This is a genomic window from Aeromonas allosaccharophila (genome assembly GCF_016026615.1).
GTDB classification, from domain to species: Bacteria; Pseudomonadota; Gammaproteobacteria; order Enterobacterales; family Aeromonadaceae; genus Aeromonas; species Aeromonas allosaccharophila.
This window is the reverse complement of sequence record NZ_CP065745.1, coordinates 227357-247554: the sequence shown is the minus strand read 5'-3', so window position 1 is coordinate 247554 and position 20198 is coordinate 227357. Positions and strand designations below refer to the sequence as shown.

The 20198-nt window shown below is 54.7% G+C and carries 15 protein-coding genes and 1 pseudogene; 3 read left to right on the top strand and 13 right to left on the bottom strand.

What is annotated here, in order from left to right; all coding sequences use genetic code 11:
• Window positions 1–166: 166 nt before the first annotated feature.
• From I6G90_RS01070 to I6G90_RS01060, 3 genes are all read right to left on the bottom strand, one after another.
• Window positions 167–748, bottom strand: coding sequence for a DUF1349 domain-containing protein (locus I6G90_RS01070; RefSeq protein ID WP_197929325.1), 582 nt, complete (start codon window positions 746–748; stop codon window positions 167–169).
• 245 nt (window positions 749–993) lie between these two features.
• Window positions 994–1332, bottom strand: a complete 339-nt coding sequence (locus I6G90_RS01065) for a YcgJ family protein (protein WP_197929324.1) — start codon at window positions 1330–1332, stop codon at window positions 994–996.
• Between the two features lie 317 nt (window positions 1333–1649).
• Window positions 1650–2600, bottom strand: coding sequence for a LysR family transcriptional regulator (locus tag I6G90_RS01060; RefSeq protein WP_139709032.1), 951 nt, complete (start codon window positions 2598–2600; stop codon window positions 1650–1652).
• 960 nt (window positions 2601–3560) lie between these two features.
• Here I6G90_RS01060 and I6G90_RS01055 point away from each other — a divergent pair.
• A complete protein-coding gene (locus I6G90_RS01055) occupies window positions 3561–4751 on the top strand; it encodes a C40 family peptidase (RefSeq protein WP_197929323.1) in 1191 nt (396 codons plus the stop codon).
• Window positions 4752–5151: 400 nt separating this feature from the next.
• On the opposite strand, the pseudogene I6G90_RS01050 reads toward I6G90_RS01055, so the two are convergent.
• The 6 genes and pseudogenes from I6G90_RS01050 to I6G90_RS01025 form a co-directional block, all read right to left on the bottom strand.
• Window positions 5152–5559 (bottom strand): annotated as a pseudogene (locus tag I6G90_RS01050) (threonine synthase); the annotation flags it as partial.
• 55 nt (window positions 5560–5614) lie between these two features.
• Window positions 5615–7183 (bottom strand): ATP-binding cassette domain-containing protein, encoded by a 1569-nt coding sequence (locus tag I6G90_RS01045; RefSeq protein ID WP_197929322.1) that lies wholly within the window; start codon window positions 7181–7183, stop codon window positions 5615–5617.
• A 337-nt stretch (window positions 7184–7520) separates the two neighbouring features.
• Window positions 7521–8795 (bottom strand): threonine synthase, encoded by a 1275-nt coding sequence (thrC, locus tag I6G90_RS01040; RefSeq protein WP_197929321.1) that lies wholly within the window; start codon window positions 8793–8795, stop codon window positions 7521–7523.
• Window positions 8792–9787, bottom strand: coding sequence for a homoserine kinase (thrB, locus tag I6G90_RS01035; protein WP_197929320.1), 996 nt, complete (start codon window positions 9785–9787; stop codon window positions 8792–8794). The genes thrC and thrB overlap by 4 nt, the downstream gene beginning before the upstream one ends.
• Window positions 9788–9789: 2 nt before the next feature.
• Complete coding sequence (gene thrA, locus I6G90_RS01030; protein ID WP_197929318.1) at window positions 9790–12249, bottom strand: bifunctional aspartate kinase/homoserine dehydrogenase I; 2460 nt, start codon at window positions 12247–12249, stop codon at window positions 9790–9792.
• A gap of 263 nt (window positions 12250–12512) precedes the next feature.
• The gene (locus tag I6G90_RS01025) at window positions 12513–13217 is read right to left on the bottom strand and encodes a tRNA/rRNA methyltransferase (protein WP_197929316.1); all 705 of its coding nucleotides are present in this window, start codon (window positions 13215–13217) and stop codon (window positions 12513–12515) included.
• A gap of 184 nt (window positions 13218–13401) precedes the next feature.
• On the opposite strand from I6G90_RS01025, the gene aceK reads away from it, so the two are divergent.
• Window positions 13402–15129, top strand: a complete 1728-nt coding sequence (gene aceK, locus I6G90_RS01020; protein ID WP_058053100.1) for a bifunctional isocitrate dehydrogenase kinase/phosphatase — start codon at window positions 13402–13404, stop codon at window positions 15127–15129.
• A 90-nt stretch (window positions 15130–15219) separates the two neighbouring features.
• Here the strand turns inward: aceK and tesB are convergent, their stop codons facing one another.
• The 4 genes from tesB to I6G90_RS01000 all read right to left on the bottom strand — a co-directional run bounded on the left by tesB (window position 15220) and on the right by I6G90_RS01000 (window position 19374).
• A complete protein-coding gene (gene tesB, locus I6G90_RS01015) occupies window positions 15220–16086 on the bottom strand; it encodes an acyl-CoA thioesterase II (RefSeq protein WP_058053101.1) in 867 nt (288 codons plus the stop codon).
• 148 nt (window positions 16087–16234) lie between these two features.
• The gene (gene uxuA, locus I6G90_RS01010; protein WP_197929314.1) at window positions 16235–17422 is read right to left on the bottom strand and encodes a mannonate dehydratase; all 1188 of its coding nucleotides are present in this window, start codon (window positions 17420–17422) and stop codon (window positions 16235–16237) included.
• An 84-nt stretch (window positions 17423–17506) separates the two neighbouring features.
• Window positions 17507–18277 carry an FCD domain-containing protein gene (locus I6G90_RS01005; RefSeq protein WP_197929312.1) on the bottom strand — a complete coding sequence of 257 codons (771 nt, stop codon included), beginning with the start codon at window positions 18275–18277 and terminating at the stop codon, window positions 17507–17509.
• 116 nt (window positions 18278–18393) lie between these two features.
• Window positions 18394–19374 carry a TRAP transporter substrate-binding protein gene (locus tag I6G90_RS01000; protein ID WP_197929310.1) on the bottom strand — a complete coding sequence of 327 codons (981 nt, stop codon included), beginning with the start codon at window positions 19372–19374 and terminating at the stop codon, window positions 18394–18396.
• Between the two features lie 302 nt (window positions 19375–19676).
• On the opposite strand from I6G90_RS01000, the gene I6G90_RS00995 reads away from it, so the two are divergent.
• On the top strand, window positions 19677–20183 hold the full coding sequence (locus tag I6G90_RS00995; protein WP_197929308.1) for a TRAP transporter small permease: 507 nt from the start codon (window positions 19677–19679) through the stop codon (window positions 20181–20183).
• Window positions 20184–20198: the final 15 nt, after the last annotated feature.

Here is a 20198-nt window from a genome sequence, read left to right as displayed (position 1 = left end):
CTTGCCCATCACAGTCACCCGCCACTCCTGACCTACCGGACAACCGGCATAAAAAAGCAGGAGGGCGACTGCCCTCCCGCTCGATAGACCCTGCCACTGGCGCAACGGGCCGATGACATTGTTGGTTCTGCCGGTTAACGCTTTCACTGCGCCAACAAACGCTGGCCTAGCTCAAATCATGGAGCGCCTTGCCAAGGGGCGGCGTGAGGCGCAAGTCAGAGAAGCGCACCGCCAGCCCCTGCCGCTCCGGCGTGCAGCACATCACCCCGATAAAGCAGCGCTCGCTTGGCGGGAACGGGGCGAGGCGCAACAGCGGCCACACCTTGCCATCGGTGGAGTATTGCAGGCGCAGACAGTCTGCCAGCCGGGTCAGCCGCAGCCAGAAGCGGCGCGGATTGCCGCTGAAAATGCCGGTGGCCCAGTCAGAGCGCGGATTGGTCAGCACGCTGCCGATCATCGGCTGGGCATCGTTATATTCGATCCCCGCCTTGAGCCAGTGCACCTCGTCTTGCAGCAGCATCAATCCCGCCTGATCGTAGAGGGTGGTGAATTCCCCCTCGACGCAGACCTGAAAAGTAAACTCCCCCGCCACCTCACAACCATAGAGATGCCCGCTGTGGCGCTCGAAGCCATACCAGGTGCTGCGCCAAAAATCGGTCTGCTTGTCCGTTACCACCTGCAAACCGCCGTCTGTCTGGTGCCATTCGGCCGGTTCATTGAGCCAGCGCCATTCCGTCCCTTCCATCATTCCTGCTTTACTCCTCTTATCCCGCGAATGATCCCGCCATCGCCAGCATGCACCGGGTCGGTCACGCCCACCTTGTCTCTGGCCGTGCTGTCACGAACCGCTGCGACCAGCCTGTTTATCAAAGGGAGTCAATAGTGTCGCCATCATGGCTCACGGGCAAGCCGTTTACGCCAGCCTTGCGATCGGCTTGGCAATCGGACAAGAAAAAAGGGAGCCATGCTCCCCCGTTGCCAACCTTGCTACGATTACTTGCCCTGCTTGAATAGCATGGCGCTGTATTTGCTCTCTTTGGTGCGCGGAAAGTAGCGATCCTTGTAACACTGCTTTTCGCTGCTCTCGCAGTGCACACCATTGCTCAGGGTGTAGCTGCCCATATCAACCCCGTCGGCCGAGCCGAACACTTTCAGCAGTTTGGCCTGCGCCTTGTCGCCCAGATGGACCTGGGTCAACCCCATGGAGATCCCCTGACTGTCGGCACAAAACCCCGCCTTCTTGTCGCACAACACACCCGCCTCGGGGGAGAAGATCGCGGGCGCAGCCTGAGCCAGCCCGGAAAAAAACAGCACAGCAAACACAACTGACATCTTTTGCATTTCATAGCCCCAGATGATTAGACAATTCCATCACCGGTTTTCGTTTCCGAATATACGAGGTGACATCACTGCTGATATCTCAGTAAATTAATATCCCCAGATAAGGGGAGGAATGATACACCCATCTCTATTTACGATCCCATGCAGAAGTCATATCCACACATCACCCACCCACTATCGCCAGCGCCAGAATATGCGGTCAATAAAACCGCTGTCACGGCTTGGATACATCCTCTTGAACCGCCAGGGCCCCATGTATGCCCCACTCGGCGCATGGCAAGAATTAATCGGGCAATATTTTATGTGGCTTAGATAAACATTTCGCTCTTCAATCCAGACTCGATAGTAACGCCCTCCCTGAAATAGACCGAGGGTAATACTTCATATATCACATCAATAAACAGTGATAACGCTGCAGAAGGTACCGCATTTTTTCTGGAGAAAAGATAAAGCTCTCTGCGTAGACGAGTGGAATCAATCAACTTGTATACCAGATCTTCTGACAAGGGATGAGATGCGGCAAGGGCCGACAAGATACAGGCCCCCACCCCGGCTTTTACCATGGCGAATTGACTGATCAAGTCTGTCACGACCAGTTGGTAATTGTGGGCGGCCCACAAATTAGGACTCCCTTGGTGCAATACCGACATAATACTGGTGTCGCCCTCGTCACGCAGTAGCGGGATTTTTTTCAGATCGTTTTCAGCGATGAGGGCATCATCGACAGGATAGCCAGGGGGAAACAGCACCCCCAAGCGGGCACTCAGCAAATAGCGGGCAGCAACATCATGAGCCGCCGCACTCCCCGTGTAAGAACCGATACCGAGATCGACTTCACCAGCCCCCACCCGACGCATAACGCCACCACTGGTGTCATTGAACAGATGGATGGTGATATTGGGGTAACGGCGTGCAAACGTAGAGATAACGACGGGCAACAATGTCGTGGAGATGGCGGCACCAGCGGCCACCCTGATGGTGCCTCTTAAACCATTGGCCTGCTCCTGCAGGTTTTTCAGTGCCAGATCCAGCTTGTTAAGCAACTGCTGGGCGCTGGGCAAAAAGGCCATCCCGTAGGGGGTCAACAACACCTTTCTGGTCGTGCGTTCAAACAGCGAGAGCCCCAACTCCTCTTCCAGCTCCCTGATCGCCTTGGTCAAACTTGGTTGGGTCAGATGAAGGATCCCCGCCGCAGCAGTGAAACTCTCGGTTTTTGCGACAGCAACAAACGCCCTCAGATGCCTCAGTGATACATTCATGCCCACTTGCTCCGGTCAGATGCCAATTCTTGTGACAGATAGATGCCCGGCGAATATAGCCCCCTGGCAAGGCTGCGGTTTTAGATATGACGCTCTGTATTTTTATATTCTGGTCAAGCAATAGGAAAGAAGTGGCATTAAAGCAACCCGGCTGACATCGGCAACCGACAAGGTGCGCTGTTGTGTGGCGTGGGTTCCTCTTGTCGTGGAGGGGTTATGCGCTTTCAGTGCGACCATTCACGTTGAAAGCCGGAAGCACGGCATTACCGTGGGGATGAACAATATTGTTCATCACAGATCGGGCTCATTCGTTCAAAACCCTGCAACGACACCACACAAAGACTCCATCTCGGGTGTGATGCAGCCTGAAGAGAGGCTCAAAACATACCGGTTTTCACCACAATGACAGTGCATCGCCAGCAAGAACAACCGGAAGCTGGGCAACCATCGCCCGCACTATAGCGCCGATTGGCAGAGCGGGGTTGCCCCCGGCCAACCCTTCCCTAACGGCAAACCAACCACCCTCTTCCCCGTCCCACCCGCCAACCCCAATAAAATCAAGGGCCATGGGAATCCGGTGCCCGGTCAGGGCGATTTGTTGAGCCAGCGCAAAAAACCAATCATTACTGACAGTTACGCCACTTTCTGACTGGTGCGGCCAGATTCGATTGGCTTATCATAGCCATCCGGTGCCTATTGCTGCGATGGGTTGCTGCCCCCGCTGGTTAATGGAGCATTTTGGAAGCTTTAATCCACGGGTAGTACCGTGGTCTTTGCACAGTAATTAATGCAATTCGTAGGTTGGTGCTGAGCACAGCCCAACATACGTAATGGATAAAACACGCCTTGTTTAGGAGGATGTTGCATCATCAATTTTTTCATAGCACCTGTTTTATTTCAGGGGATTAATTCCTCTTTAGCTCGACAGGCTAATTCCCACCATTAACAGCCACGTAACTTATGAACATATTAAATAGAAAAGATAAAAACGATGATGAGTATTATTTTTTAAACGAACTAAAACTAATCCCTGGTGATATAATCCTTGAACGCGGGCTAGGTATTCACTCAAAGTTAATCATGGAAAAAACACAGGGTAGTTTTTCTCATGCAATGATATATGTAGGGGGCACCCTCATTGAAGCTACCGTACAAGGAGGCGTCTACAGTCGAGTCCCAAATAGAATTGTAGTGCCTAATGAAAATTATCTACGAGTTCTCCGCCCAAAAGCATACTTAGATGATGAATCTAAAAAGAATTTATGTACATATGCCAGAAATATGTGTGGGAGCGCATATAGCATCCGAGAAGCATTGATTGTTACGAATGACAATAAACCTCAATATTCTCTGACACGAGGTCAATTTTGTTCTCGATTGGTTGCGCAGGCGTATGCATCTATTGGTATAAATTTATCCTCAAACATAGATTTCTGCTCACCTGCCGATATAGAAAAAAGCTCTTTTTTAGAGGAGATTACAGGCCTTATCTATAAAGGCACAAAGGAGCAAGCTGACTTTGCTTATGAGAACAGCACCCATGAACAACATCAAAAAAGAGCGGTGAAATGGGTTAGAAAATCTAAAAAAATCCTCTCAAAAGAAAAAATTAAAACAGTTTTTGATCAAAAATCAAATAAAAATAGCGACATAGCCACAATCAATGATATATTAATGGCTGTTTATCAAAATAAAGCAAATAGAACTATAGATGAACAAATAGCAGCCGCCATGATATCTACGGGGTATAATCTTGGGCCATTTGATGATATCGAAAGGAACCCTTATAGATATTCAATTCCAAAATTCCATTCTGTTTATAACGACATACCATTAGACGAGCGTGAGTTCAATTTAAATAAAGAATATACCAGAGAGAAACATGAGCTTAAACACAGACCTCATAATTATTTTGCCTCATATAATAATCTAAAGGATAACTTGAATAGTCCAACATTCAAAGTTTGCTTTGAAATAGACCTAAACATGATAAAAGCACTCAATGAAAGACTAAAGGTTTTGATTGAGTACTGCATCTATGCGAGTGTAAAACTACCAATGACATCCGATGAAATGATCATGATTCAGTCACTTGATCGTGTCATACAGTGTGGAGACAACCTTTTTTCACAAACTCCACCATTTTCGTGAAAAAATCTGGAATATCCATTTTTCTGAGCCAGCAATTACTTGGCTGGCTCAAGTTTAATCCCCACCTCAGTCGAAAAAACCGTACGGGTCCATTCCATTATTCCGAATAGTATGTCATTGCGTTCGTGAAGCTTTTACATGTGACATGGAGTACGCATCATGCGCTGAAGCCCTTTCACTTCAGGCTTTGTCACCAGATAGCACAAATGCCTGACACCACAGAGCGTCCGGCAAGATATAGCTCTATTAAGATCAGTCACTTAGCAGCTAATGTGAGGGGTAACCCAGATAGTTATCCGCCTTATTGCACAGCAGACCGAACGTGAATCAACTTTACCCATACAATAATCCCCCGCTAACGGGGGATTTTTATTTCTATCGGTTATCTCAGCTCAGCAGCTTAACCCACCAAAAACGCCCTTAACCGGGCAAACTCTGCTGGCAGGTTATGAGAGAGCAGCGGCAGCTCGGCGTGTTTGGCAAGCGGGCCGGGCAGCGGCACATCCAGATTCAGGATCTCGTCCACCGACTCCTTGAACTTGGCGGGATGGGCGGTGCAGAGGAACACCCCTACCTCGTCCTCGGCCAGCTGCTCGCCCAGCAGATCCCAGGCGATGGCGCCGTGGGGTTCGCAGAGGTAATCCAGCTGGTGCAGGCGTTTAAGGGCAGCGCGGGTCTGGGCGTCGTCACGCATGCCGGAGCCCAAGGTCTCCAGCGCCCAGCCGTTGCGGCGACACAGCTCCTCTACCCTAGGCCAGTTGTTGGGGCGGCTGACATCCATGGCGTTAGAGAGGGTTGCCACAGTCTGGAACAGCAAATCGAGGACACCCACCTCACTTGACGCGCCGTTGCTGGTTCACAGGTTAGCTCCCCTCCCCCACCAACCAATACTCCCGCTCAATCCCCACACCCGCAACAAAGTCGGGATCGTGGGAGACCAACAGCAGAGTGCCCGGGTAGTCGGCCAGTACCTGTGTGAGCAGCTGACGCGAGGCATGATCCAGATGGTTGTCCGGTTCATCGAGCAACAACAGGTCGGGCTGTTGCGCCAACACCATCAGCAAACCCAGTTTTAGCCGCTCGCCACCGCTCAGACCATGACAGGGCTTTAAGGCGCGATCGCCACGCAGGGCAATCCCTGCCAACCGGGTTCTTGCGTCGCTTTCGGCCAGCTTGGGCGCCACTGCCAGCAGGTTGGCAAGCGGGCTGAGATCACGCGCAATAAGGCCGAGCCCCTGATCGAGGCAGGCCATCCGGCCATTGATACGAAAAGTACCGAAATCGGGCACCAGCTCCCCGCGCAGCATCTGCAGCAGACTCGATTTGCCGCTGCCGCTGCAACCGCTCAGCAGGCAGCGTTCACCCCGTTGCAGTACCAGCGTGACTGGCTGACCATGCCAACGCGGGTGACAGGCATCCGTGATCACCAGCGGCTGGGCCGCCCCCTTGCTCTCGCTCCCCGCAGGCCACTGCATAACCAGTGGTTGCACCGCAGCCAACGCAGCGGTCGCCTCGGCTCTGGCATCCGCCTGCGCACTGTGGCCCCGCTCGTGGCGCTCCAGCACCTTGCCAAGGGATTTGCCTGCCTGATCCTTTTTAAAATCAAGCACCACCTTGGCCTGGGAGCCGCGCTCGCGCCGCCCCTGACCGGCCCGTCTGGCCGCTTGCTCGCGCACCTTTTGCAAGCTGCGCGCCGCAGCCTTTTCATTGCGCACGGCCTGTGTCAACCGGGCCGAGCGGGCCGCCTGCTCGTGGGCCTGCTGGGCGAGATAATCCGCAAACGACAGTTCGGCACGTTGCAGCCCCGCCTCACCGAGCTCAAAGATCTGGCTCGCCTGATTAAGCAGACGCCGATCGTGGCTCACCAGCAGATAGCCACCGCGATGGCTGGCCAATTGCTGGCTCAGCCAGTCGATGCCAGCGGCATCAAGGTGGTTGTCCGGCTCATCGAGCAACAGAAAGTGATCCGGATTAGCGAACAGGGCCAACAAGCGCAAACGACCAAGCTGGCCCCCGCTTAACCGGTCGAGCGGCTGGTGAGCATCCAGCGCCAGACCGGCCTGAGCCAACAGGGCGGCAAGATCACTGCGCAAGGACCAGCGCTCCGCCAGCAGATCGAAATCACGCTCATCCGTGCTGCCCTGCTCAATCCGCTCAAGGGCGCGTAGCGGCTCTCCCCAACCGATAAAGTCGCCAACGCTGCGCTCCCCTTCTGGCACAAACTGGGACAACCAGCCGATGGGCCGGTGCCACTCAATCTTGCCTGCGACCGGACGGCGCTGGCCCGCCAGCAGTTCAAGCAGCAGGCTCTTGCCGATGCCGTTGCGACCAAGCAGGATTGCACCCGCAGTGGGCAGAGAAAAGGTAAGGGGCTGAGTACATCCACCGAAGGGCAGCTGCAACTGTTTGATATGACATGCAATATGGGTCATCTGAACTCCTTTGGGCCGATGCCGGAGCAACAGACCAAGAGCCATAGCCAAATGACAGGGACACGTGTCCACGGATTGGAAAAACAAAGAGGAATCAGCATCAACCTGTCACGGTAAGACGCACCCGATCTCCCGAGCGGGAGAGGAATCAAAAGCGGGGTGCGGACAGGTTAAATGCGCATCGGAGGAGGTACTCTCTAAACAAACGAGCCATGACGGTAATCCAGCGCACGAGGCGCTGTCAACTTGTCCGCAGATGGGCAAGGCTGACTTCCTGAATAAAAAATCCCCCGATATCGGGGGATTTCATTCACATCTGTTATCTCACCGCCGCAGCTTAACCCACCAAAAACGCCCTTAACCGGGCAAACTCGGCTGGCAGGTTATGAGAGAGCAGCGGTAGCTCGGCGTGCTTGGCCAGCGGGCCGGGCAGCGGCACATCGAGATGCAAGATCTCATCCACCGACTCCTTGAACTTGGCGGGATGGGCGGTGCAGAGGAACACTCCCACTTCATCCTCTGCCAGCTGTTCCCCCAGCAGATCCCAGGCAATCGCCCCGTGGGGCTCACAGAGGTAATCCAGCTGGTGCAGGCGTTTGAGCGCATCGCGAGTCTGGGCATCGTCACGCATGCCGGAACCCAGAGTTTCCAGTGCCCAGCCCTTGCGACAACAGAGCTCTTCTACCCGTGGCCAGTTGTTGGGGCGGCTCACGTCCATGGCGTTGGAGAGGGTCGCGACCGTCTGGTGCGGCTCCCACTGACCGGTCTTGAGATAGCGCGGCACGGTGTCGTTGGCGTTGGTGGCGGCGATAAAGCGCTTCACCGGCAGCCCCAGCGCCTTGGCAATCAGACCTGCGGTCAGGTTGCCGAAGTTGCCGGACGGCACGCTGATCACCGCCTTGGCGCGGTCGGCTTTGGGCAGCTGGGCCAGCGCCTCGAAGTAGTAGCAAACCTGCGCCAGCAGACGGCTGATATTGATGGAGTTGGCGGAGTTGAGGCCAATGGCCTTTTTCAGCGCCTCGTCGTCAAAGGCCTGTTTCACCAGTGCCTGACAGGCATCGAAGTCGCCGTCGATGGCGATGGTGCGGATATTGCCGCCGAGGGTGCAGAAGAGCTTCTCCTGCAAGGGGCTGATCTTGCCCTTGGGATAGAGGATCACCACTTCAATCCCCTCCAGCCCGTAGAAGGCGTGGGCCACGGCGGCGCCGGTGTCGCCGGAGGTGGCGGTGAGGATAGTGATCTTGTCATTTGTTCTAAAGGTGGCGAGGCACTGGGCCATAAAGCGGCCGCCGAAATCCTTGAACGCCAGAGTCGGGCCGTGGAAAAGCTCGAGGGCATAAGTGCCATCCTTGAGCTTCACTAGCGGCGCCGGGAAGGTGAAAGCGGCATTGATCAGCTCGCTGACCTTGGCGGCGGGCACTTCATCCCCCAACAGGTGGCTGATGATGCGGGCAGAGCGTTCGGCCAGCGGCAGATCGAGCAGGGCATCCACATCGGCGAGCGGTTCGAGTTGTTCGGGGAAGAAGAGCCCCTGTTCGCGACCCAAGCCCTGACGCACCGCCTGCGCGAAGCTCACCTGTTCGCTGTTGTCCTTGATGTTGTAGAGATTCATAGCTCGCTTCCTGTTACCCGTGCCCCGGCCATGTCCAGTTTGCAGACCCGGGCAAATCCATCTTCGTTCTGCACGAAATGTGCTTCCATCCAATCCTTCATCCGCTCGGCCTGCGCCAGCTCCTTCATCACCACAAACACGGTGGGACCGGAGCCGGAGATGCCGGTGGCGAGCGCCCCGTTCTGGGCCGCCTGCGCCCGCACCTCGGCAAAGCCTTCGATCAGCGCCGCGCGGTAGGGTTCGGCAATCACGTCTTTCAGCACGCTGGCGGCCAGCCCCTCCTGCCCGGTGTAGCTGGCGTGGACAAAGGCAGCCAGCCGACGACCGTAGGTGAGGCAATCCTGACGGCGATATTGGGCGGGCAGGATGGCGCGGGCGGCAGCGGTCGAGACCACTGTGCCCGGATAGCAGACCACCCAGTACCATTCGTCGAACACCGGAATGCCCTGGCTGATGACGCCGTGCTCTTCCAGCACCAGCTGCATGCCACCGAGATAACAGGGGGCGACGTTGTCGTAGTGGACGGAGCCGGAGATCTTGCCTTCCATCTCCCCCATCAGCAGCAGCATGTCGTGCTCATTGAGCGGCTCGCCGTGGAAGGCGTTGAGCCCTTCCAGCGCCGCCACCACGCTACAGGCGCTGGAACCCAGACCCGAGCCGACCGGCAGGTTCTTCTCCAGCACCATTTCGAGCGGCTTGAGTGTCAGGCCGCGCTTCTCCAGCGCCTCGCCATAGGCAACCCAGCAGTCGAACAAGATATTCTTTTTCGGATCATCCGGCAGCTTGTGGGCGTAGCGGCCCACGGATGAGAGGGCGAACGGTACGTCAGCCGCTTTCACCTGCACCCGATCGCCCAAGAGGGAGCCATCCACGGGGGCGAGCGCCGCCCCCAGTACATCGAATCCCACGCTCAGGTTGGCGCTGGAGGCGGGCGCGTAGGCGACCACGCTGCCGCCTTCCGTCATATAAGAGGGGTACATCTCTGAACTCATGCTTATAGCTCCTGCTTCCAGTTCTGGGTGCGCAGCACGTCGGCAAAGACGCCCGCCGCGGTCACTTCGGTACCGGCGCCGTAACCGCGCAGCACCAGCGGGATCGGCTGGTAGTAGGTGGAGAAGAAGGCGAGCGCGTTCTCCCCGTCTTTCACCTTGAACAGCGGCTCGTCGCCACCGACCGCCTTGATGGCGACCTTACACTTGCCACCTTCGATGGAGCCCACATAGCGCAGCACCTTGCCCTGAGCTTGCGCCGCGGCAAACTGGTCGCGGAACCAGCCGTCGGCTTCGGGCAGACGGGCCATAAAGGCTTCCACGTCGCCACTGACGTCAAAGCCCGGCGGCAGCGCCTGCTCGACCTCGACATCGGCGAGCTCCAGCGCCATGCCGGCTTCGCGGGCCAGAATGAGCAGCTTGCGCGCCACATCCATGCCGTTGAGATCGTCGCGGGGATCCGGCTCGGTAAAGCCGTTGCTGCGGGCGATTTGGGTCGCCTCGGAGAAGGCCATCCCCTCGTCCAGCTTGCCGAAGATAAAGGAGAGCGACCCCGACAGGATGCCGTCGAAGGCGCGCAGCTTGTCACCGGCTTTGATCAGGTTTTGCAGGTTCTCGATAACCGGCAGACCGGCGCCGACGTTGGTTTCATAGAGGAACTTGCGGCGAGTCTGGCGGGCGGTGCGGCGCAGCGCCTTGTAGTAATCAAGCGAGCCGGTGTTGGCCTTCTTGTTCGGGGTAACCACGTGGAAACCGGCGGCGAGGAAGTCGGCATACTGGACGGCCACCGCCTCGGAGGAGGTGCAGTCGACGATCACCGGGTTGATGATGTGGCTGTCTTCCACCAGCTTTTTCACCCCTTCCAGCGAGAAGCTGTCGCGGGCTTCGACCAGCTGTTCGCGCCAGTTGGCGAGGTTCAGACCATCCTTGTTGACCGCCATCTGGCGGCTGTTGGCGATGGCAACGACCCGCAGGCCAGTGCCCTGCTCGGCCAGCACCGGTTGCTGGCGGGCGATCTGATCCACCAGCGCAGCACCGACGCCACCGACCCCGACCACGAACAGATCGATAAAGTGCTGGCTGCCAAAGAAGTTCTGGTGGCACGCCTTGATGGCTTCCGCCACCTTGCGATCCCGCACCACCGCCGAGATGGAGCGTTCGCTCGACCCCTGCGCAATGGCGACGATATTGATGGAGGCTTGTGCCAGCGAGGTGAAGAAGCGGGCGGCCATCCCCTTGCTGGTGCGCATGCCGTCACCGATCAGGGAGATGATGGCCAGATCGCTGATGATATCCAGCGGCTCCAGCAGCTGGTTTTTGAACTCCAGCTCGAACTCGCGCTCCAGCACCTTGCGGGTCTTCTCGCTGTCGTAGCTGTGGATACAGAAGCTGACGCTGTACTCGGAGGATGACTGGGTGATCAGCACGATGCTGACCCCTGCGCGGGAGACGGCGGAGAAGATGCGACCAGCCATGCCGACCATCCCCTTCATGCCGGGGCCGGAGACGTTGAACATGCACATGCCGGACAAGTCGGAGATGGCCTTCACTTTCAGGTCATCGTTGCCGCTCTCGGGGCCGATCAGGGTGCCCGGCCCCTGCGGGTTGAAGCTGTTCTTGATCAGGCAGGGAATATGGAACTGGGCCACCGGCGCGATGGTTTTCGGGTGCAGCACCTTGGCGCCGAAGTAGGAGAGCTCCATCGCCTCCTTGTAGGAGAGGGTTTTCAGCAGGTAAGCATCCGGCACCAGACGGGGGTCACAGCTGTAGCAGCCCTCGACATCAGTCCAGATCTCGCAGCACTCGGCATCGACACAGGCGGCCAGCACGGCAGCAGAGTAGTCGGAGCCATTGCGGCCCAGCAGCACGGTTTCGCCCTTGTCGCTGCCACCGGTAAAGCCCGGCATCAGGTAGAGGCAATCGCTACGCAGCCCCTTGGCGGCAAAGCGCAGGCGGGAGGCTTCGATGTCGACATGGGCTTCCAGATAACCGCCGTCGGTGACCAGCAACTCTTCCGGTACGATCAGCTCCAGATCCAGACCGCGCACCCGCAGCAGCTCGTGCATAAAGGCGATGGAGAGGTTCTCGCCACGGCTCAGAATGCGCGCTTGCACGTTGTCCGGGCAGAGGCCCAGCAGACGGATGCCCTGCATCAGCCGCTCCACCTGATCCAGCTCGGCGGTGAGACGGGCCAGCAGCGCCTTGTCATCGAGCGCCGGATAGGCCGCCTTCAACCCGGCCAAGAGGCGGGAGAAGATGCCGTTGACTTCAAACAGGGTGGAACTGGCATCCATGCCACGGCTGGTCTGTTCCACCAGCGCCACCAGATGATTGGTCACCTTGGCAGGTGCAGAGAGCACCAGGGCTACCTGAGATTGGCCGTGGGTGTTGACCGCGATATCGGCCACCCGTAAAAAACGCATCGCATCGGCCAGTGAAGACCCGCCAAATTTCAACACTCTCATCGCTTTCTCTCCCTGTAAATCTATGAAATTCAATCTAAAAACCAATCCAACAAAAAGGCCCGTACTGGGTGGGTACGGGCCTTTTTTGATTTCTGTGCTTGTTCGTCAGCGCATCAACCGGCCCCAGTGCCACCTGTGGTGGTACCGGTAATAATGGTGGTGGTGATGACGTTGGTGAATAACTGCATGACGAACACTCGTTGACGAAGCTGGCTTTTAGCAATACCGCGGCGGGCAGCGGGCTGTCAACTTAAACCTCTTTGCTACTTGCGCCCAAAGCGGCGTGCAAGGTCTTTGCAGAGCAGGTGAAGCATGTTCAAATCCCGCTGCGGCAGCATGGGCACCCGGTCCATCACCCATTGGTGCAGTTTTTCATCCTGCGAAACCCCGAGTTCACCCAGCAATTCGGCTGTTTTGCTTTTCAGCACCCGAACCTGCCCGGCGTTATCAAAATTTTCTGCTACCGCGGCGGCGCCGTCGGCGTTCAGCTCATCCACCAGCTGACTCATCTCGTAGGCGTAGAGCATGATCGCCTGCCCCAGATTGAGGGACGGGTAGCTCACCTTGAGCGGCAGATAGCTGATGAGATCGACCTCGGCCAACTGCTCGTTGGAGAGCCCCGACTCCTCGCAGCCAAAGACGATGGCGACCTTGCCGAGCGATGGCTTGGCGCGGATCTGCTCGCGGATCTCCCCCGGCGTGAGGTAGTGCTGGTAGCGACCGCGCTCACGGGCGGTGGTGGCGATCACCAGATCCATGTCCGCCAGCGCCTCGGGCAGGGTGTCGAACGCCTCGGCCTGAGTCAGGATCTCCTGCGCGCCGTGGGCCACCCAGCTCGCCTCCTCCTCTTCGTGTACCCGGCTCGCTACCAGTCGCATGGCATCGAATCCCATGGTTTTCATGGCGCGGGCAGCCGCCCCCACATTCGCAGGACGGGCAGGTGCCACCAGGACAAAATAGAGCTTCATCGGGTTTCCTCACAGGCCGGACGGCCTCTTGAACAGTCGCAAAAACAGGGGCGCAATCTACCGTTTATCCCCGAAAATTGCCACTTGAACAGACGTTTCAATGTTGCGATAGTGGCCTGACGTGTGAACAAATTACACCCAATCCTTCGCGCTATCGGCCCGACAGATCACAAGGAAGAGAGAGATGCAGCAGCCATTGGAACAGGCCGTCGCCGAGACGATTCTGCAACGCTTCGAGTCGTTTTACAGCCGGTTTCTCGAAATCACCCAGGGCAGCAAGAGCCGCTTCGAGAACAGTGACTGGCTGGGGGTGCAACTTGCCGGACGGGAACGGATTCGCCTCTATGACCACCATGTGGGGGCCACCGCCAGCTCCATCCGCCAGATGATGGGGGAGCACCACGCCACCCAGGCGCTGCTCAAACAGGTCAAGAGTGCCTTCAGTGATCTGCTGCCAAAATGCGAAAACTTCGAGGTGGCGGAGTCCTTCTTCAACTCCGTCTATCGCCGGATCTTTCGTCATCGCAATATCCGCGACGAGAACCTCTATATCCACCCCTTTGTCAGCCGTGGCGAAAAACCGGATTTAAGCGCCCTGCTGCGGGTCTATCGCACCGATCTGGCCCATTTGCCACAGACCCTGAGCCAGCTGCTGGGGGATTACAGCTTCACCCTTCCCTACGAGGACAAGCAGCGGGATATTGTCGACATCCACCGACATCTTGCCGAGAACGGCCCGCAAATCCTCCATGACGAGCCCTTTGCCATCGAGCTGCTCAAAGAGGTGTTTTACCGCAACAAGGGGGCCTATCTGGTGGGGCTGATCCGGGCCCGAGATCAGGTCTTCCCCTTTATCCTGCCCCTGCTCAGCACCGGTCACAGCATCTATGTGGACACCGTAATCTTCGAGCCGGATCTCGCCTCCATCGTGTTTGGCTTCGCCCGCGCCTACTTTATGGTTTATGCCCGTGAACCGGCGCTGTTTGTCGCCTTCCTGCGCCAGATCATGCCCCACAAGCCCGATTACGAGATCTACAACGCCATCGGCTGCCAGAAGCACGGCAAGACCGAGCTCTATCGCCACTACCGCCACCATCTGGCCCAGAGTCGGGATCAGTTCATCATCGCCCCCGGCATCAAGGGGATGGTGATGAGTGTGTTCACCCTCCCCTCCTACGATGTGGTGTTCAAGGTGATCAAGGACGAGTTCACCCCGCCCAAGGATGTGAGCCACGAGCAGGTGAAGGCCAAGTACCGGCTGGTTAAACAGCACGATCGGGTGGGCCGCATGGCCGATACCCAGGAGTTCACCAACTTCGAGTTTCCGCTGGATCGCATCTCACCCGAGCTCCTTGCCGAACTCAAAACGGTGGCGCCCTCGGCCCTCACCATCAGCGACGACAAGCTGGTGATCAAGCACCTCTATACCGAGCGCAAGATGATCCCGCTCAACCTCTATCTGGACAAGGCGGACGAGCAGCAGACACGGCTCGCGCTGGAGGAGTACGGCAACGCCATCAAGCAGCTGGCGGCGGCCAACATCTTCCCGGGGGACATGCTGTTCAAGAACTTCGGTGTCACCCGTCACGGCCGGGTGGTGTTCTACGACTACGACGAGATCTGCTACATGACGGAGTGCAACTTCCGCCAGATCCCGCCGCCGCGCTACCCCGAGGATGAGTGGAGCGCAGAGCCCTGGTACTCGGTGGCCCCCAACGACATCTTCCCCGAGGAGTTCGCCACCTTCCTGCTGCAAAAGCCGCAGGTACGGGAGATCATGTTGCAACTTCACAAAGAGATGTTCGACGCCAACTACTGGAAGATGCTGCAGAGCAACATCAAGGTGGGGGTGTTCGAGGATGTCTATCCCTACCGGCGCAAGAAGCGCTTCAAGTACCAGCGTGGCGGCTGATCCCGCAGAGCCCGCACAAAGAGCCCGTGCACATCGCAGCAACGAAAACGGGGTGGCCCAAGCCACCCCGTTTTGACTCCGCTGCGCAACTTAACTGCCGCGACGGCGGATCACCCCCTCCTGCATGGTGCTCGCCACCAGCATGCCATCACGGGTAAAGAATTGGCCACGCACCAGACCGCGACCGCCGCTGGCGCTCGGGCTGTCTACCACGTAGAGCAGCCAGTCATCGAAGCGGAAATCCCGGTGGAACCACATGGAGTGGTCGATGGTGGCCACCTGCATATCCGGCTCCCAGTACGACACCCCGTGGGGCTGCAGCGAGGTGAGCAGGAAGTTGAAGTCGGAGGCGTAAGCCAGCAGGTATTTGTGGATCCGCAGATCGTCCGGCATCTGGCCGTTGGCCTTGAACCAGACGTGACGCACCGGATCCTGCACCGTCGGGCGAATGGGATCGACCAGGGTCACCGGATGCATCTCGATGGGCTGCTCGCAGAGGATCTTGTCGCGCAAGGATGCCGGGATCAGGTTCTCGTAGGGGCGCACCAGCTCCAGCTCGCTCTTGAGCTCTTCCGGCGGGGTGATGCCGGTGGGCATCTGTGCCTGATGCTCGAAGCCGTCGGCCGGCACCTGAAACGAGGCGTTGAGATAGAAGATCGGCTTGCCACCCTGAATCGCCTTGACCCGACGGGTGGAGACGGTCTGGCCGTCGCGGATATTCTCCACGTCATAGACGATGGGACGGGTCACATCCCCCGGACGCAGGAAGTAGGAGTGAAAACTGTGAACCTGACGGCCGGTCTCGACCGTCTGCTTGGCGGCTGACAAGGCCTGCCCCATTACCTGTCCGCCAAACACGGCCCGCAGACCGAGATCCTGGCTCTGGCCCCGAAACAGGCCCTCCTCGATTTTTTCCAGCGCCAGCAACGCCAGCAGCTCATCAAGTACCTTGCTCATTGTTCACTCCTCTGTCAGAGCCGCACAGGCTAACAAGAGCTCATCCAGGGCGCAATCTTTTGGCTGGTACGAAAATCTGCGTCGAATGTAAAAAGGAGGCTCAATGGCCTCCCCTGTTTATCTACAACTCACTCAAACGTAATCGGTATCAGTTATTGTTGAAAAGTGCCTTGGTGATGCCCATTTCCAACCCTCTCACTTCCGCCAGTCCTTTCAGTCGACCGATACATGAATATCCAGGATTGGTTTTCTTTTGCAGGTCATCAATCATCTGATGACCATGATCTGGTCGCATGGGGATCAACCGATGATCGCCATGCTTCAACCGACGCTGCTCTTCACGCACAATTTCCAATACCACATTATACATGTCTACATCACCATCAAGGTGAGCGGCCTCGTGGAATGTTTTGGGATTGTCCTCACGTTTGGTGGAGCGTAGATGAGTGAAATAGATACGATCCCCGTAACGCTTAATCATATCAACCAGATCATTATCGCCACGAACACCATAAGAGCCGGTGCACATGGTGATGCCATTAGTTTGACTAGGGACCCGGTTAACCAGCCATTCGATATCTTCAATGGTGGAAACAATACGCGGCAATCCCAGGATCGGACGGGGAGGATCATCAGGGTGAACAGCCAAACGTACTCCGGACTCTTCGCACACCGGCACGAGTTCATCGAGAAAATAGGCCATGTGTTCCCGCAAACACTCCTTGTCAATATCCTTGTATTTGTCCAACTGCGCCTGGAATGCTTCTAGGGTATAACCCTCTTCGGCACCAGGTAAGCCTGCAATGATATTCCGGGTAAGTGTCTCTATTTGCTCCTGGCTCATTTCATTAAAATAGTTGAGTGCCTGTTGCTGCTCTTCCTGTGAATATTCCTGCAAGGCACCCGGACGCTTGAGGATGTAGAGCTCAAAGGCAGCAAACGCAATATGGTCAAAACGCAGGGCGCGGGAACCATCCGGCATCTCGTATTCAAGATCGGTTCGGGTCCAATCCAGCACCGGCATAAAGTTATAGCATATCGTGTCAATGCCACATGCAGCCAGATTACGGATCGACTCTTTATAGTTATCTATCCATTGCTGATACTGGCCAGAATGTGTCTTAATCTCTTCATGTACTGGTACACTTTCAACTACCGACCAAGTTAAACCCTTTTCTTCAATTAATGCTTTGCGAGCCAGGATCTCGCCTTTACTCCAGATTTGACCATTTGGTATATGATGCAGGGCAGTCACAATGCCTGTTGCCCCCGCCTGTTTTATATCATTCAAGGTTACCGGGTCATTAGGCCCATACCAGCGCCATGTTTGTTCCATACACTCACCTATAATTTATATGTGGCGACTCGAGTTACTTTTAATAAAAAACTAGATATATCATCAAAAATTTAAAAAATTCATTTACTGTGAAATGTCATATCTTCTTGATGGAAATACTGGATAAGAGCTGAATAGATACCCATCAAAGTTTGGGTCATCACTATCAGAAAGCTCCATCAATCTGTTTTTTACATTCTCAAGATGCTGCCACATTGCTTTTTTAGCTGCTTCCGGATCTTTTTTTATCATAGCCGATAGGATTGCTTGATGATCGACAAACCACTCTTGTCGATATGTCAAATCGGTAATTCTTGCATGCAGTTTTTGCCACATGGAATTGGTTTCACGAATATCCCACGACTGTTTAAATAACTCAACCAACACACTATTTTGAGTAGCCTCGGCGATAGCTAGATGAAATATATGATCACCTTCTTCACCTTCCCCTGAAATCAAATCTTGCCGCTCTATTTCCAACGCTTTTCGCATTTTAGATATGTCATGAGGTGTAGCCTGCAAAGCAGCAAACTCAGCGATATTACTTTCCAATAATTGTCTTGCTTGTAACATCTCAAATGGACCAGCGATACTTTGAGGCACATTTAGAGATTCATTGTTTTTTGGCTGCGGCAACTGGATAACATAGACGCCAGAACCTTTACGGACCTCAACCAAATTTTCCAACTCCAGCATGATCAATGCTTCTCTAACCACCGTTCTACCAACGCCAAGTTGCTCAGCAATGTCACGTTCTGGTGGTAGACGATCACCAACCTGGTATTGTTCATCCAACAATTGGTTACGGAGAAACTGTCCAACCTCTTGATATGGTCGTTTGATTTCAATAGTCATTAGAATAAAGCCCAGCAATAATAGATGTGATAGTAGCTATCATAGCAACCGTAACAAACTGGTCAACCAATTGTTCGAGGAAGGGATGGCTGGAACGTACCCATCCCTACTCATAATCATTTAAAGTTTTTGATTCGCTCCACCATGACATTTAATTCAGGGTCGTTTTTCTGTATTTCAGTATATATTGGCTGAACAGCCTGCACGAAAGGTGCTTTATCCACATTGTTAAAAATAACCCCGGATTTTTCTGCAACAGCTCGTTCCTTTTCCTCTGACTGTACCCACAGTTTTTTCATCAACTCAGAAGAGTTAGCAGCAGCCTTATATAAAACTTGTTGCTGCTCTGGAGTCAATTTATCTAGTGTCTTTGTCGAAACAACCAGCACATCTGGTACCATGGTGTGTTCATCAAGGCTGAAAAATTTTGCAACTTCACTGTGACGGCTCAAGCTAAATGATGGGATGTTGTTTTCTGCCGCATCAACAACACCTTGCTGCAATGCAGTGTACAACTCACCATACGCCAAGGGGGTTGGATTTCCGCCCAAGGCCTTTACCATAGCAATGGCTGATGGACTAGGTTGAACCCTTATCTTCATGCCCTTCAGATCGCTTGGCGAAGTGATCGGTTTCTTGGCATATAGGCTACGAGCACCAGCATCATAATATGTCAAGCCAACGAAACCTGATCCCTTGGTAGAATTCAGTATTTCACGACCAATATCTCCCTCTTCGACCTTGAATAGATGTTCTTTATCTCGAAACAGATATGGCAGATTAAATACCGAATAAGCAGCCCCGAAAGACTCAAGCTCAGCGGCATTGCTCTTGACCATGTCAAGGGCACCATTTTGCATCAGCTCCATCGATTCACGTTGCGACCCTAACTGAGCATCTGGATAAATTCGGATCACCACCTCTCCACTGGTCTTTTCGCGAACCTCTTTTGCCATATCAGACATTGCCTTGTGCACAGCATGATCACGGTTATGGTTGTGACTCAATTTCAAAGTGGTCACAGCCATAGCTTGTGATGGCCCAAACAAGAGCAGAGTTCCAATCACAGTACCGAGCAACGTTTTAGCAGCATTCATAGGTGACTCTCCCATTAGCCAGAGAGCAAACCTGTGTTTGCTCGCATCCCTGACTGGTTGACCAAATAGTGGGTTTCAGGTTTATCGGAAGCGATGATGTCCCCTCCCCTCGTGCCAAGTCAAAGAAAAAAGTCAAATTGGTCGACCGCGATCACAATATTAGCAGGTGATTTGGTCGACCAGTTCATATGTGACCGCTATCACTAGTATGTAAATACTCGCTTCCCTATACTTACACCGACTTAATGGAATATCTGGTCAACCAATTCTGGAGATTCCCACCCAAAAAGGACTGATAAGTAATGAAAAAATTTATCTTTCATCTAAATCAGACGCTCGCAATATTTACAATTTGCTTGTCTGTCTTTTTAGTTGTGTGTGTCGTGTGGCAAGTGTTATCACGCTACATCTTCGCCGCCCCTAGTACCATAACAGATGAGCTATCTCGCTATTTGTTCATGTGGGTCGCAATGATAGGGGCGGCCTATACCACAGGACAAAAAAGACATCTAGCAATTGACTTGCTTGTCATGAAGCTAAGTGGTAAACGAAAGATTTTGGCAGAGCTCTTCATTCAAATAGCGATCACTGCCTTTGCGGTTATCGTACTTATCTATGGCGGTTCAGTTCTAACTATCCAAACCTTAGCCGCTGGCCAGTTGACACCAGCTCTCGGTATCGAAATGGGGTATGTATATTTCTGCCTCCCCATCACCGGCATCTTAATGGTGATTTACTCAATACACTTCATGCTTTTACTTGTGACAAAAAAGCAAAATAGTTTCGATGTTGTTCCCGAACAATGTTAATCAGGATTAAGGTGT